The sequence below is a fragment of the Photobacterium sp. DNB22_13_2 genome, assembly GCF_052873915.1.
This window is the reverse complement of the sequence record NZ_JBNNXU010000006.1, coordinates 157,583-172,834: the sequence shown is the minus strand read 5'-3', so window position 1 is coordinate 172,834 and position 15,252 is coordinate 157,583. Positions and strand designations below refer to the sequence as shown.

The following is a 15,252-nucleotide window of genomic DNA, read 5'->3' as shown; positions in this document are numbered from 1 at the left end:
TCCTTTCAGAAAGCTCTTTTGAATTACAAATGTAGGTACTATTGATGCAGTCATTACCAATTCGCCTGTCTTTTTTAGCTGGGTGCCTTGCTATCCAGTTAGCTCAGCCAGCGCTATTACATGCAAGCGATGCCCCATTAATTGCCGCAGAGCAAGATCTCAATGCAACTCGTGATGAGCGTATGGCTTGGTTCCGTGAGGCCAAATTTGGCATGTTCATTCATTGGGGGGTGTACTCGATGTTTGAAGGGGAGTACAAGGGAGTCGATACGCCACGTTATGCGGAATGGATTTGGAACAACGCCCGTATTCCGGCGCAAGAATATGTCGATTTAGCGAAAAAGTTTAATCCCGTTGCCTATGACCCGGTTGAATGGGTGAAATTGGCAAAGGATGCCGGTATGACTTATATGGTATTGACTGCCAAACATCATGATGGGTTTGCCATGTTTGACACCGAAACCAGTGATTGGGGAGTCAAAGATTCAGCCTGGGGCAAAGATACTATAACGCCGCTGAAAAATGCCGCTGATGACGCGGGATTACGCTTTGGTCTGTATTATTCACAATCTTTAGATTGGGGAAACCATGGTGATGAAGGTGGTGCGCATTGGGATCGTTCTTACTCCCCATATCCTTCCCTAGAACGTTCAAAATGGTCGGAACAATTCAATAAATATATGAATGACGTTGCTTTCCCACAGCTTGAGGAATTAACGACGAATTATGGCAAGCTGGATATGTTTTGGTGGGATATGCCTAAAAACATAACGGATAGTCAGGTTCAGACAATGGCAGACATCCTTTGGGGTAATCAACCACAGATCGTTTCTAACCGTCGACTGGCTAGCAGGAAGAATTCGCTTGAGTTTGGTGATTTTGACACTCATGAGCAATCTATCCCACCGGTTCCCCAGCTTGATTCTTACTGGGAAAGTTGTATGACGATGAATAATACTTGGGGTTATCGTCGCTCAGATCAGGACTGGAAGAGTACTGCTGAATTGATCCATAACTTGACTGGTGTAGTGAGTAAAGGTGGTAACTACTTGCTGAACATTGGTCCAAAACCTGATGGCAGTTTCCCGCAAGCATCAATCGAACGTTTGCGGGATATTAGTCAATGGATGGATGTTAACGGCGAGTCTATTCATGGCACAACAGCGACCCCGTTTTTATTCCAACAGGCTTTCCGTGGAGCTACAACGCAACGTATACATGATGATGGTGTAACGCTATACCTTCATGTTTATGATTGGCCTAAAAATGGTGGGCTACAGGTGCTCGGTATCGCCAATGAGAAACTCTCAGCCTACCTCTTGGCGGACAATGAAAAAACGCCCCTCAAGATCAATCATACTGATAAAGGGGTGACGATTGTTGTGCCAGATCAGGCGCCAGATCAATATAGCTCTACTGTTGTTCTGGACGTCGAGGGCGAACTGGAAATTGAAGAATTCACGGGTGTGATGACAGTTGATGGTATGGTGCTTCGCTCCCTAGATGCCGATACCACGAGTGTTCATTACAATAGCTGGTTCAATAGCTTAACAGACTGGTCAGGGGCTGAAAGCTCGGCGAGTTGGAAGGTGGATTTTGCTGAACCTGGGCGCTATGCGGTGCAGATGTTTCATGGCAACATGGATGAATCTCGTATGAAATTGTCATTGGGCGATGATACTGCAAACCTGATCATTCCTGCCTCGGGGGATGAGAATATGCGTCGTAAATATCCTAAGCCAACCATTGTTGGGGAAATCGTGGTCACTCAAGCGGGTGAGCAAACCCTGACCTTAGCCCCCGCTACTGAAGGCTTTACACGGGTTAACATGGGGGAGTTGACTATTCTGCCTCTGGGGAACGCATTGCAAGGACCTGATGGCAATATTGGCATGCATGCATTGAATGCTGATTATAACGGGGAAGCGGTTGTTTACCGTGGCGCTCGCCGGTTCTTGAATGGGCAAAAAGAAGCGTTGTCGTGGGAAACAACCATTACTCGACAAACGGGGACTTTTGATGTCGTCTCGACCTATCGTAGTGAACAGGATCAGCAAGTGATCCTTTACGTTGGCGATAAAGCGTACCCATTTACGTTGCAAGCAACGGGTGAATTCCCAGAACCATTAAACTTGCACATTGGACAAATTGATTTGACTGAATCAGGGGCTACGGAAGTACGTTTAGAAACAACAGCCAATGGAACCTTTGATTTTTATGGTATTGAGCTGTTTGAGGCGGGGTTCTATGCGACCAGTGAAGAGCCATTGGCCACTGAATTTCCTATCGCGCGTAGTCATAATAATTATGTAGACAAAGGACAGAATCCAGAGGCACATTTTGCTGACAAAGTGTTAGATGGTAGCAATCAAACTCGTTGGTTACCGTCGCCCCGTAACCCAAATGATATGTGGTTTGAAGTTGATTATGGACAACCTCAGCACATCAAGCATATTAAACCGGTTATAGAGGAGCGTTTAGGGCAAACAGCGTTCTTCAATTCTATTGAGCTGATTGTGACTTACCGCGATGAAAATGGTGAGTGGCAAAAACTGACTACATTGCCAGCCCAAAAAGCGAATCAAGGGTTTGCCGTTAACCAAACAGCAAGGCAGTGGCGCTTTGAGTTTAGCTCAAACAAGCGAGGCACTTTCTCTGTGAGTCAGTTGATTATGAATTAATAACCAGACTTTGCTAATGCTGGGTGCCGCTGAATGAGATAATAAAAATGCGCTACTGTGACTTTCAGTAGCGCATTTTTATTGTCTAAGGATGGGTGATCAATAAACTTGGTACTCTGCGGTCCAATTGAAGCTTTGCCCGACAGGTACATTGACTTCAATGAAGTTTTCCGGAGACAGTGAACGATCATTCGCCCAAATGACTAATTTGTTTAATGGCTGGTCTACCTGAACATCAATGCCTCTGTTCAGTTCACGGTGATGGACGCGAAACTGGTGATCATCAGGGGTATTGGTAAACCCCGTCAGTGGAACGTACAGTCGCTTATCATCGCGGATAGCGTCAAGTATATTGAGGCTATCATTTTGTAGTTTTACACGTGACTCACTCTTGTATTTTTCCGGCGTAAAAGGAAAAAATACCTGATATTGCTCATCAACATCCTGGTCATCAATGACAAAAAAGTGGTGATTAAAGACGTTGGTTTCAATCGGTTTCTCACCCGTGTTTTCCAGTAGATGTGACATGGTGAACCCTTGCTCATTCAAACTAATGGTTTTCTGATAACGATAGCTGTAACCATTATCTGTTCGTAGCGTGTGAATGAACTCGACACTGTCTTCTAAAGCGTTAACTTGCCATTCACCATGGTCAAGAATCTGGTAGGGGTTGGTAAAGTTAAACCGTTTCTCGTCTTCTGGCTTTTCCAGAACACCGATACCGATACGAATAAAAGTATCGGATTCACCATAGCCTAGATTATCGAATATCTGAGCCGGTCCTTTCACGCTGAAGTGCAGTTCCGGATCATGTACTAGCTCAGGTCGCCAGCGACCGAAGTATTCCACACCTTCAAATTTAAGCGAGTGAATTAAGCCTGACCAATCAAAGCGAACGGAGCGATAAGAACCTGCTTCGGCATCTGGTAGGTAGATCGCCATTTCAACCACATCGTTTGTTAACCGTGCCTCAGGGAAGCTAGCCGCTGAAACGCCAACGCTCACTAAAGATAAACAGCCACATAGTAACCAGCAGATTTTCATTATTTTTCCTCGATTTTGGTATTGAACAACATACCACGGCCATACCAGCCCATGATGTAACGATCGGATTCTCGGATGGCTTGGGTCACTGGTCCCAAGTGGGTGTTAGGAGGCGTTTTCATTGTTACCTCTTGGCGCACCTATTTTAACATTTGATGGTTATATCATTTGGTCAAATGAGTTGTTTTTTTACGTTGAAGGGAAGCGGCGATTAATCACAGTTAACCAGCACTTCCCTCAAAGCATCGCCGATTTGCTTTAGGCAATGTTTTTGTGCGTTTACTTACGCCATTTCGGTATTTGCTCTTCCCAATCACGATAGCGCATGATCATCTCTTGCAGTTTCTCCGGTCGCTCTACTGATAAATCATGCTGCTCTTTGGGGTCCAGGGCTAAGTTATACAGTTCAGGCGCTTCAAATAAGCTGTCATCCCGCTCGGCGTAGGTTGTTTTACGTCCTTTGAAATGCTTAATATCTAGTTCTTGTTGACGCTCTCGCCATTTAGCGCGATCAATACGCCATACTAGCTTCCAGTCTTCGTGACGAACGGCTCGGTGCGCCTGATTTCGCCAGTAGTGGTTGTCACGTACAACTTCAGATATTTCACCTTCGGTGATGAGTGGCAACAAGTTAATGCCATCTAGCGGTTCGCCATCGGGTAAGGTAGCGCCTGCAGCTGCGGTGAAGGTCGGTAGCATATCTAACGTTGAGACTATACCTTCATACCGGGTATTGGCTGGTAATTTGTTACCCCATTGCATCGCCATTGGTACCCGAACCCCCCCTTCGTAATAGGTAGCTTTACTGCCTCTAAATACGGTGCTGTATTGCTTCTTACCACCGTTGTCGTTTGAAAAGACAATAATCGTGTTATCAATGACGTCGGCCTCTTCGAGTGCATCAATGATCGAACCTACCGCCTGATCCAAGGCGACAATCACGCCATCATGTTGGCTGCCACCTTCAGGGACATAGTGTTGCGGTACAATGTCTGGGGCGTGCACGTTGTATGGGGCGAAATAGAGAAAGAAGGGTTTGTCTTTATCGCGTAGAATTAGTTTTTCTGCTTCCTGAGTAAATGCTTCGGTTAAATAGCCGCGCACCTCGACGGATTCGCCATTTCTTACTATATCCAGTGCTGGCTTTTCGCCCTTAACAATGGTTGGCTTTTTGCCATTTTTTATCGCTCTGAGCTCACTTCGGTACTGAAAATAGCCAGAAGCACCACGATAACCAAACCAGTGATCAAAACCGCGTGCGTTAGGCTGGTATTTGTCTTTGGTCCCCAAGTGCCACTTACCAATCGCGTAAGTCTCGTATCCTGCATCTTGTAGTACGTTGGACATCATGACTTCGTTAACATTGACGCCAAAGTCATTCTTAATTCGATTTTTTGTCGGCCCTGGCAGTATTTCAAAATCGAATCTGGCTTGATAGCGTCCCGTCATTAATCCAGCGCGACTTGGCGCACATGTCGAATGAGTGGCGTAAGCGTGATTAAAGCCAACACCGTTCTCATAAATTGAGTCGATGTGTGGTGTTTTGGCTTTGGTATTGTGTGAGCCTGTTGCGCCGAGTGCGCCATAATGTAAGTCGTCTGCGAAAATCATGACGATATTTGGCTGTTCAGGCGCAACATTGGTTGGCTGCTCTGCGAGCGCAATACCATTCTGTGAGGCTGCTAAAATCGTGCACAGTGCAAGCGCGGCTTTGTTGAACGGATTCTTGATGAGTCTCATTTATCAAACCATGTAGAGTGAACGTAATTATAGAAACGTTTCAATTTATATATTTTCGGCTATAAGACAAGAATTTGGCTGTAAAATTGTGATGGTTGGGTGATTTGATTCTTTTAAAATGCGACTTTCATTTCAAATATTAGAAACGTTAATCTTAAGTGGGTAGATGGCCCTGGGGGCGTTTTCTGATGTTCAAATATGAGAAGGAAAAGATCCTGATATTTCAGGATCTTTTATTGTTTTTACGTGGCGTTAGTTTACAGATCGTCAGTAAACTCAACCGTGTAAGGAGTATTAAATAGAGCAGGGTATTCTGGCTCAGGGAACTCTTCGAGTAACACTAGGTATTCGTTGAGCAACTCTTGGAATTTATCAGGCTCTTCATTTCTTAGATCACGGCGCTGGGCAACATCATCATTAAGGTTGAACAGCATGGCTTTGACATCTTTTTTAACCAGCTCGCGGTTAGCGCGTTTTTCACCTGCGACTTTGTGCTGGTCGTTCCATGTTAGTACCCAGTCACCTTTGCGGTAGGCGATATCGTGGAAGAAACGGAAGAACATGGTTTCATGCGGTCTGCCTTCTTTTTCACCGTTTAGGTAAGGTACTAAGTCAACACCATCTAGCTCTGGTGTGTTTTCAACCAAAGGAATACTTCGCGTCAGCGTCGGCAAAATATCTAGCGAAATAACCGGCTTGGTATACTGCTTTCCGGCAGGAACAACGCCCGGCCAATTAATCACGAATGGCACACGAATGCCGCCTTCAAAGGTGTCGCCTTTAAAGCCTCTGAGATCGGCTGGGTTACCCGCAAGGTTCACCGGTTCTTTCCGGCGAACGATGGTCTGGTAACCGTTATCAGATAAGAAAACGATGGCGGTGTTATCGGCGATCCCTTTATCTTCCAGCGTTGCCATGATATTGCCTAGGCCATCATCCATGGCCAGCAGCATGGCGGCGATAACACGGCGGTGCCAGGTGGCAAACTCCCCATCTAATAGCTCATCCACGCGCTTAAGGTAGTGCTCAGGCGCTTGATATGGTGCATGAACAGCATTGTAGGCTAGGTGCAAAAAGAAGGGTTTGTCATGGTTACGCTCAATAAATTCGACGGCTTCGCGACTGAATTCATCGGTTAAGTAGGTGCCATTGGGGTATTCAACCATTTCGCCGTTGCGATAAATCGGTGAGCGGTTGTTCTTGCCGTTATAGTGGGTATTGGCATTGAAATAGTCGTGACCGCCGCCGAGGAAACCATAGAAATAATCCAAGTCGCGATTCCACGGTTTGTGCTCTTCCTCAAAGTGACCATAATGCCACTTACCTATAGCTCCCGTGGTGTAACCTGCGGCTTTGAAGTGGTCTTGCATCATGGGGTGGTCTGTTGGGAAGCCTATCTTGGCATTGCGAGAAAAGTTGCCCCAAATGCCGAGTCGGTCTTGATAGCGGCCTGAGATCAAGCCTGCGCGAGATGGGCCACACACCGATGAGGTGACATAGCCTTGGGTAAAGTGGGTGCCGCCGGCGGCAATTTTATCTAGATTGGGCGTGAACATATCATCGGCGCCCATGAAGCCGGATTCGTCATAGCCGAGGTCATCGACCAATACCACGATGAAGTTAGTATCGGTCTGCGCGGTTTGTAAATGTTCAGCGGGTGACTGACCAGCGGCAGGTTGACTGGCGATAGATAGGCCCGGCAGTAAGGCGAGGCTTAGTGCCGCTTTGGTAAAGATTTGCATGAAGGGTACTCTCTTAATTATTGTTGTTGCCAGAAAATTGGGTTGGAGTAGAACCACAAATCTTGCCAAGGGTATTGATTGCCTTGCTGTTTTGTCGGCTCCAATATATTGGTGTTGGTCCCACGTAGTCGTAGATAACCGTTCTGATGTTCCCGCGGGATATCAATGGTCAAAGCAATAGTGTTGTTTTTCACTTGCCACTGTGACTGATTAATGCGCTGGATAACCTGAGTCGTGTTATTTGTGTTGGGTTGGTTGGCGATGGCTGTATCAACGGCGCCTGTAATCACATCGATGCGGTTTAGTACTGGAATATCACCATTAGCATTTTTTCCCTCTCTGAGGTTGATCTCCAGCTTCAGGGATAGCTTGTCTTCCGTGCTGTCTAATAAAAGGGTTTCACCGAGAGAAACGCTGTTGTTTGCTTCGTTATTTGTAGCGCCTGCGCTTAAGTCGGCACTAAGCCCGCTGATCAGATCACCGAAGACAATGAAGCTACGGCCGTGGCGGAGTCCATCCATAATGTCAGTAGGCTCGTTGCGGGCGTAAACATAGGTTTTGTTGTATTCACCTGGCCAGAAGTCACGGCCTCCTACGCTGGTGTGTTGATGAGAATCAGCCGAAGAGGTGATCCAAAAGCGCATGCCGTTGCCGAGGATATGATCCCATACTCCGCCGACAACGGCTGTCATTTGGTCAGCTCCCCTGAAGGTGCCAAACTTGTAGTAACTACCTCGGTTGCCTCTAGCTGCTTGATGCCCCGGCGTTCCGACCATACCGATAAAAACGTCGGGATCAGTCTGGTGCCAGGTCATCAGTTTCTCAGGTGTCACCCTTGCCCATTGGTTGAGACCGGTTGCCTGGCGACTAGGGTGGTTTTTAATAATGATAGGTTTTTCAGTTTGGCTTGCGAGGTAAGTGATACCCTCTTGCATGTGCTCGACGTTGTTACGGTTACGGGTTTCTTTTCGGTATTCACGGATAGAGTAATCCCGTTGGAATTTGACCAGCACATCGCGTTCATCGCTATTGATCGGCATCATAACGGTAGCGTGTTCACCAGCTGGGACATCCAGTTCGATACCGAAAAACTGGTGAACATCAGGCACGGATTCACGGGCTTGCAGTAACTCTGGGTAAGCCTGCTTATTAAGTAACTTGGAATGTTCTGGGCCGCCGTGATCAGTATTCACTAACCAACTAAGGCCGTACTTCTTGGCGGCTTGTGCATTGTCGAGATAGCTATGGAGGCTGTCTCCGCCTTTTATTGGTGACCATGGCGAGGTGGATTTATCCCATTTCACACTCCAGTGGGTATGGGCGTGGTGTTCGCCTGCAAGCCATTGTCTTTCTTGGGCTGTTGCTTGCGAGGCTATCATGCCGAGTGTCAGTATGGTTGCTAATGTTATTAAACGAGGTTTCACTTTACGTACCTTAATTATTATTTGATTGATAGTTGAACTGTATTCTTCGGCTATAACCAACCTTGTTGGTCAAGAAATGGCAGTAGATCGCCGATGATCTTTTCTTGGTACTTGCGGCCATTGAAAAATCCATGACCTTTGCCTTGATAAGGCACAATTCGGCATTCTTGCTGGTGTGATGTGGCTTTGTGGCAAAATGCTTCTGCGGTAGAAATTGGAACCGTTTTATCTTCTGTTCCGTGGTAAATCACGGTAGGTGGTAGAGAGCTTGAAAGGTGGTGGAATGGTGAAAGTGTAATCAGTGGGCTTCTTGTCCATTCCTCGGTCCAGTGGGTTGGTTGATATAGGTTCGGCTCTGGTGCCATGATGGTGACAGGGTTGAACAACACCAATATCGCTGGGTCAAAACTCATGTCACCATAGTCGGGCAGTAGCACGGTCGCAGCGGCAAGTTGCCCGCCAGCAGATGCTCCAGCGACACCAATTTTATTTTTATCGATGTGATAGCGTTCAGCGTTGTTGTACAGCCAGTTCATTGCGCTTTTGGCATCGGAAATCGCTTCGGCAACGCCAGTGTTATGTCGATTACGGACGCGGTAATCAACTAGCATCGAAGCTATACCCGCGTTTTGCAGTTCACGGGCATAGGGCGCAAATTGGGCGGGATTACCACCTGCCCAGCCACCGCCAAAGTAAAACACTAGTGCAGGTGCAGGGCTTTCACTCTCTATGGTGAACAACCAGCTGTTCAGCGCTATGCCATCGACATGTTTGTAGGTGACTTGGGTTGCCCCATTGATAGTTGGTGGGTATTCACTTGCATGTAAGAGCTGTGAGAACAGTAATGCAAAGAATAAAACCGTAATGTCAGTCAGCTGAGAAATGCGCATAGTCGCCTCTACATTAATTCGCTGGTGGGATGGCAGGTAAAATGTATTCAGGTACAAATTGCAGTGGTACACGTCTTTGTTGACCGGTATTACTGCTAGTGACGGTGACGATAAGATCCAGCTCAGGGTTTACGAAAATAAATTGGCCACGAGCACCTCTTGCTGAAATGGTTTTTACTTCTTGATCATTCACGCGGAAGTTCTGAGTCCACCAGAAGTAGCCATAGTTGCCATTACGGGTCTTTGGGGTTGTTGCGCTATGTAACCATTCCTGGGTAAGTAACCGCTTTCCATTGAACTTCCCTTCGTCCAGCACCAACATGCCGAACTTGATCATGTCTCTTGACGTCATGTGGAGCCCTGAACTGGCTTTGGTCAGGCCACAGGCCGACTCTTCCCAATAGGCATTGTTGATACCCATTGGCTTGAAAAAGTACTCGTCGGTATAAGCCGCAAGATCTTTGCCTGTCGTGCTGTACAGGATATGGTTAAGAATATCGGCATCTGCACCTTGGTATTTGAAGCGTTTTCCCGGTTCGACATTGTCGGTTAACGTCAGGTATAACGCTGCATGATTATCGACGGTGATTGGCGAGTGGTCAGAGATATGGTTGGGAATAGAAATACCCGATTGCATGCTGAGCAAATCATGAAGGGTGATAGATTTACTGCCTGTGGCGAGTTTCTCTTTATCTATATTGGGCAGATATTTGATGGCGGGATCATTCACACTGTCGATATCGCCAAGCTCGATGGCTTTACCGATGGCATTGGAGAGCATGTTTTTGGTGATAGAAAACATGAAATGAGGCTTATCTATCGCACCATCATGCCAATAATCTTCCGCAATAAGTTTACCCTGGTGATGAATCAGCAAGCTGTTAATTTGACCATAGTTACCGGCTGCGATGTCTTGGCGCAACTGGTTGATTCGTTGGGTATCGATTCCTGTATGATTAATATCTGCAGTTATTAGGCCGTCATTTCGAGATACTGGCGTACGATAGCGACTGGTATTGCCCTGTGGAGCTTTTATGGCCGCAGGTTGTGATACTTCAGTGGCAATATGGTTTAGGGTGACGACTTCATCACTCAAACCGTCCTGTGCGTCAGCAGATACTGTCGATGATAATAATGCCAATGAAAATAAGGCCAATGTGAATGAATCATCACGGCGGCATTGTTTAAACTGCATGGGTAACTCTCTCCTTGGTTACACTTTCCTGAAGTGAATCATCCTGTTCACTCTTTATTTCTGTTAACTGCTCTGCTATTTGTTCTGTGTTTTGCGGCATAGCGGGAAATTGGAAAAGAGCTTTTATATCTTCAAGCACATGGTACAAGCAGGGCAGAAGCACCAAAGTAATAAAGGTGGCGAACAGAATGCCGAAGCCGAGTGAAATTGCCATCGGTACCATTAGCTGAGCTTGGTTTGAAGTTTCCATAATCATCGGGGCCAGCCCGCCAAATGTGGTTAATGTGGTCAGCATGATTGGGCGGAACCGCCGTGAGCTGCCAGCAACGATTGACTGAATGAGAGGTTGTCCTCGCTCCCGGTTCCGATTCACTTCTGTGACTAGAATTAAGCTGTCATTGATCACGACCCCGCTGAGAGCCAGCGTCCCCAGTAGGCTTACCACACTCAGGCTGTAATTGAGAATACTGTGGCCGATAACAGCACCAATGATGCCAAACGGAATGATGGTCATGATGATCAACGGCTGGCTATAGCTGCGGAATGGGATCGCGAGCAAGCAATACAGGCCTAACAGTACCAAAGCGCCGTTGGTCGCTAGGCTACTCAGGCTTTCTTTCTGCTCAGCTTGATCCCCTAAAAAGCCAATACCTAATCCTGGATATTGCTGCTGAAGCATTGTGAAAACCTCATTGCCCAAGGTTTGTGATAACGCCATTGCTTCTGATGATGGCGTGATATCGGCGCCCACGGTAACCCGACGTCGGCCTTCGCGACGCTGGATAGTGGAGGCTGAATATTCACGTTCAACGCTAGCTATCTGCGACAAGGGCAGGTAACGGTCACCCACTTTAATCGGCAGATGCTCAAGGTGATAGACACTCGAGCGTTGCCAATCGGGCAGTTGTACTTTGACATCGACCTCGTCGCTACCGCGCTGTTGGCGCATAGCCCTTACCCCGTTGAAGGCGTGACGCACCTGTCGGATAAGTTCTTGCTCATTCAATCCCATACTTTTGCCTTCGGGTAGCAGGGACAGTTTGATTTGCTGGCTACCGGACATAAAGCTATTTTCTATATCGACCACCCCGTTATAACCCGCTAAGATCTCGCTCAAATCTTCACTGGCCATTTGCAACCGCTCGTTGTTGCGGTGGGTTAGCTCAACGGTCACGCCTGCGACATCAGCTCCCGGTCCGTTGCCGGTTGCAGAGAAGCGAACGGCGTTGGCGGTCGGGATATCACCTGTGACTTTTCGCCAGGCCTGAGATACTTGACGGGTTGGGATATCTCGGATTTCTGAAGGCTGGAGAAAGATCCGCGAAATAATGATGAATTCACCGTCACGGCTGCGGATGTGGGTTGATACACCGGTTGCTAGTTGGTCCCCCCCATTTTGCTCAATAACCTGCATAGCAGCGTGTTCAAGTTTATGGCGTACTGCTGTGGCTTCCTCATAAGAGGTGCCAACCGGCATGAAGGCGCGGGCTAGGGAGAATTCAGCTTCTACTCGTGGCATGGTCGTGAAGCCTAGATGTCCCCCGGCGATGTAACCGATGCTTACCATTAGCATAACGGCACCACTGGCGATAACGAGATAACGAAAAGCGAGTAGCTTATTCAGAGCCGGTATATAGATTTTTGTTAGATACCACTGAAGCCCTAGGTCAACATGGTGCTGTAGCCATGCAAATGGTTTGGTCCATGCCGGTTGCTGGTGGCTGTCAATGTGGGCGAGGTGAGTGGGCAAGATAAACAGTGCCTCGACCCAAGAGATAATAAACACACAGGCGACGACTAAGGGGATCACTTGGAACATCATGCCTAAGGTTCCCGGCAGGAACCAAATTGGAATAAATGCGATGATGTTGGTGAGGATACTGAAGGTTAGTGGAGTGGCGATATCTTTCGCCCCTTCGATGGCTGCTGTCGAAAAGGGGATGCCCTGACTCATTTTTTCGTGGATATTTTCACCCGCGATAATCGCATCATCAACCACGATCCCTAGAGCGATGATGAACGCAAACATGGAGATCATGTTGATTGAGACATCCATGGCGGGGAGGAAGAGCAGGGAGCCTAGGAAGGAGGTTGGTATACCGACAGTCACCCAGAATGCAAGTCGAACATCGAGAAACAGGGCAAGTACGAAAAGTACCAGTAGCAGACCTGAGAACGCATTTTTGAGCAGCAAATGCATTCGTTGCTGGAAGATAATGGCATCGTCACTGACAATATTGAGTGTCATGCCAGGTTGCAGTGCGCTTTCCAGCTCTGGCAGGCGATCATAGACGGCCTCAGATATCGACACTGGCGTCTGATCGCCGATCCGGTATACACGAATACTGGCAGAAGGCAGGCCATTGTAGAACGAGCTGTTGTTCTTGTTGGCAAAACCATCACGGATGTCAGCAATATCTTCGAGGTAGACTCGTCCCCCTTGTGGGGTTTGGAGAACAACAATATCGTTAAACTCTTTGGCCCAGCCGCGGCGTTCATCCAGTTGAAGCAATATATCACCGCCGCTGGACTGTATCCGGCCGCCTGATTGGGTGACGGCATGGCTACTTATACTGCGGGCGACTTGATCTAAGGTTAGGCCGTAGCGTTCTAGTGTCTGGGTATCAATTTGGATTTGTACTTCATACTTTGAGAAGCCGTTGACTTCGACCTGGGTTAATTCAGATGAGCGCAACAGGATGTTTTGTAACTCGGTACTGGTTTCTCGCAGGGCGATAGGGTCGGTGTCGCCATATAGAACCAACTCCATTGATTCTTCGCGGCTTTCGTTACGGAGCACCCGGGGTTTTTCTGCGCCAGCGGGTAACTGCGCGGTATTGACCGCATTTTCAATTTCTCGCTTCACCCGTTCAACATCGACATTATTGATAAGTTCAGCGGTAATATTGGTCCCTGCCGAGTTGGCCCAAGAGTGGATTTCCTTGATCCCCTCTATGCCGTTGATGGCATTTTCAATTGGCAGGGTGATACCTTGTTCCATTTCTGCCGGCGTCGAACCGGGGTAATATACCCAGACCCGTATAGAATTATGCTGAGTGTTGGGTTGTACCTCTTTTTTTATCTGCCAACCCATCAAGAGTCCACCAATGATAAAGAACAGCATGAGCAAGTTTGGAGTGACCCTATTGTGGGTCATCCAGGCTATGGCACCTTTTGACTGACTCATGACTCTTGCCCCTGCGCTGATGACTGAGCTTTATCTGAGATCGTTTGCGTGGTCGTTAGCGAATCAGCTTGGTTGCTTTCGGCAGTGATAGTGTTTTTTTCGGGTGTGCGTAATTTAAGAGCGATCCCTTCGATAGCCCCGATCAATGGTGTAGTGACTATCCGCTCTCCCTGATCCAATCCGCCGGTAATGAGCACCGTTTTCTGGCCGCGGTGTGCGATGTCGACCTTTCGCGCTTCCAGCTTTTCTTCGTCATTCATGATCCAGACATACTGATCTTTCTGCAGGTATCGACGTGGAATCTTCACCGAATCAGTGAGCGGTGTGGCGTTGAATTCAGCCTGTAAAAACGCATTAAGCAAAACAACCGGTTTGTCTTTGTTTTCTGGTTTTTGGGCGAGAGGATCATCAATTCTGATCAGGACCGAGGCGGTTTTGATTCGTTTATCGAGCTCCGGAAGGAGACTGGTGACACAACCTTGTCGAAATTGGTCACTGCCCCATTCGTTAGGGTTCCTGATGACTACCTGAGAACCATAGCAATCGCCTTGTTGGCCGGTGTATAAGTGACGATCGGCTGATGGGATTGTCAGCCAACGAAGTTGTTGTGCTGGGATACTGGCTTTCAGCCAGAACGTATCCGTGGCGACAATATCCATCAGAACGGTATTGTCACGTACTTGGCTACCTTCCGCTGCGTCGATATTGATGATTTGACCGTCAAAGGGAGCCGTGATTTGAGTTCGCTCGTAGTTGATGATCGCTTTTTCTAATGTTGCTTGGCTACGGGCAATATCCGCTTCAATTTGCGCCAGTTGCGGGTGTCTTAACACTAGCGCGAGGTCTTCTTCTGATAACTCTTGGCCGGATAGCTGGTACTCCATTTCAGCAGCTCGACGGCGACCCACTTCTACATCATAGAGAGCTTGCTGCCTGTCCAGCGAAGCTTCTGCTTCTTTGACTGCTAAGTAATAATCTCGTTTGTCTAAGGTGATCAAGGTTTCCCCTCGTTTGACAAAGCCGCCAGGAATTAAGTGGTTTGGAAGCTCGGTAATCGTGCCACGTAATTGAGAACGAAGGTTGACACTGCGCTTAGCCATGACGTCCCCTTGAGCGATGATTGTCGGGGCTTCGTCGCTGTATTCCACATGGTAGACGTCAACTAATCTTGCGGGCGGCTGGCCTGCTGGACGATGGTGCTTGGGTTTGCCTTGCATTAGCATCTCTGTGGTATAAATGCCAACTGCGAGCACACCGCAGGGGATGATGATCTTTAATGCTGTTGCGATGTAGCGCAAAGCTCTGTTGGGTATCGCTTTATTGGGTAAAGCATTGACCTCAGTTGTCAT

At 47.7% G+C, this 15,252-nt stretch carries 10 protein-coding genes; 1 reads left to right on the top strand and 9 read right to left on the bottom strand.

Features of this window, described 5'->3' with window-relative positions; genetic code table 11:
• Positions 1-44: 44 nt before the first annotated feature.
• The gene (locus ACVA58_RS11430; RefSeq protein ID WP_446510568.1) at positions 45-2,681 is read left to right on the top strand and encodes an alpha-L-fucosidase; all 2,637 of its coding nucleotides are present in this window, start codon (positions 45-47) and stop codon (positions 2,679-2,681) included.
• A 99-nt stretch (positions 2,682-2,780) separates the two neighbouring features.
• On the opposite strand, the gene ACVA58_RS11425 is transcribed toward ACVA58_RS11430, so the two are convergent.
• The 9 genes from ACVA58_RS11425 to ACVA58_RS11385 all read right to left on the bottom strand — a co-directional run bounded on the left by ACVA58_RS11425 (position 2,781) and on the right by ACVA58_RS11385 (position 15,252).
• The gene (locus ACVA58_RS11425; protein WP_446510567.1) at positions 2,781-3,725 is read right to left on the bottom strand and encodes a hypothetical protein; all 945 of its coding nucleotides are present in this window, start codon (positions 3,723-3,725) and stop codon (positions 2,781-2,783) included.
• Positions 3,725-3,847, bottom strand: coding sequence for a hypothetical protein (locus ACVA58_RS11420; RefSeq protein WP_446510566.1), 123 nt, complete (start codon positions 3,845-3,847; stop codon positions 3,725-3,727). The genes ACVA58_RS11425 and ACVA58_RS11420 overlap by 1 nt, the downstream gene beginning before the upstream one ends.
• A gap of 157 nt (positions 3,848-4,004) precedes the next feature.
• Entirely contained in the window at positions 4,005-5,465 is a 1,461-nt protein-coding gene (locus tag ACVA58_RS11415; protein WP_446510565.1) for a sulfatase family protein, read from the bottom strand.
• Between the two features lie 257 nt (positions 5,466-5,722).
• Complete coding sequence (locus ACVA58_RS11410; RefSeq protein ID WP_446510564.1) at positions 5,723-7,207, bottom strand: sulfatase-like hydrolase/transferase; 1,485 nt, start codon at positions 7,205-7,207, stop codon at positions 5,723-5,725.
• A gap of 17 nt (positions 7,208-7,224) precedes the next feature.
• Positions 7,225-8,631, bottom strand: coding sequence for a hypothetical protein (locus tag ACVA58_RS11405; RefSeq protein ID WP_446510563.1), 1,407 nt, complete (start codon positions 8,629-8,631; stop codon positions 7,225-7,227).
• Between the two features lie 50 nt (positions 8,632-8,681).
• Positions 8,682-9,521: an alpha/beta hydrolase gene (locus tag ACVA58_RS11400; RefSeq protein ID WP_446510562.1), complete on the bottom strand. Its 840-nt coding sequence runs from the start codon at positions 9,519-9,521 to the stop codon at positions 8,682-8,684.
• 13 nt (positions 9,522-9,534) lie between these two features.
• On the bottom strand, positions 9,535-10,716 hold the full coding sequence (locus ACVA58_RS11395; protein ID WP_446510561.1) for a serine hydrolase domain-containing protein: 1,182 nt from the start codon (positions 10,714-10,716) through the stop codon (positions 9,535-9,537).
• Positions 10,706-13,903, bottom strand: a complete 3,198-nt coding sequence (locus ACVA58_RS11390; protein ID WP_446510560.1) for an efflux RND transporter permease subunit — start codon at positions 13,901-13,903, stop codon at positions 10,706-10,708. The genes ACVA58_RS11395 and ACVA58_RS11390 overlap by 11 nt, the downstream gene beginning before the upstream one ends.
• Complete coding sequence (locus tag ACVA58_RS11385; protein ID WP_446510559.1) at positions 13,900-15,252, bottom strand: efflux RND transporter periplasmic adaptor subunit; 1,353 nt, start codon at positions 15,250-15,252, stop codon at positions 13,900-13,902. The genes ACVA58_RS11390 and ACVA58_RS11385 overlap by 4 nt, the downstream gene beginning before the upstream one ends.

What these genes read in the sequence shown, in the direction of transcription:
- ACVA58_RS11430 (WP_446510568.1), top strand. Translation starts at nt 45, where the DNA reads ATGCAGTCATTACCAATTCGCCTGTCTTTTTTAGCTGGGTGCCTTGCT.
- ACVA58_RS11420 (WP_446510566.1), bottom strand. Translation starts at nt 3,847, where the DNA reads ATGAAAACGCCTCCTAACACCCACTTGGGACCAGTGACCCAAGCCATC.
- ACVA58_RS11390 (WP_446510560.1), bottom strand. Translation starts at nt 13,903, where the DNA reads ATGAGTCAGTCAAAAGGTGCCATAGCCTGGATGACCCACAATAGGGTC.
- ACVA58_RS11415 (WP_446510565.1), bottom strand. Translation starts at nt 5,465, where the DNA reads ATGAGACTCATCAAGAATCCGTTCAACAAAGCCGCGCTTGCACTGTGC.
- ACVA58_RS11400 (WP_446510562.1), bottom strand. Translation starts at nt 9,521, where the DNA reads ATGCGCATTTCTCAGCTGACTGACATTACGGTTTTATTCTTTGCATTA.
- ACVA58_RS11395 (WP_446510561.1), bottom strand. Translation starts at nt 10,716, where the DNA reads ATGCAGTTTAAACAATGCCGCCGTGATGATTCATTCACATTGGCCTTA.
- ACVA58_RS11425 (WP_446510567.1), bottom strand. Translation starts at nt 3,725, where the DNA reads ATGAAAATCTGCTGGTTACTATGTGGCTGTTTATCTTTAGTGAGCGTT.
- ACVA58_RS11385 (WP_446510559.1), bottom strand. Translation starts at nt 15,252, where the DNA reads ATGACAACTGAGGTCAATGCTTTACCCAATAAAGCGATACCCAACAGA.
- ACVA58_RS11410 (WP_446510564.1), bottom strand. Translation starts at nt 7,207, where the DNA reads ATGCAAATCTTTACCAAAGCGGCACTAAGCCTCGCCTTACTGCCGGGC.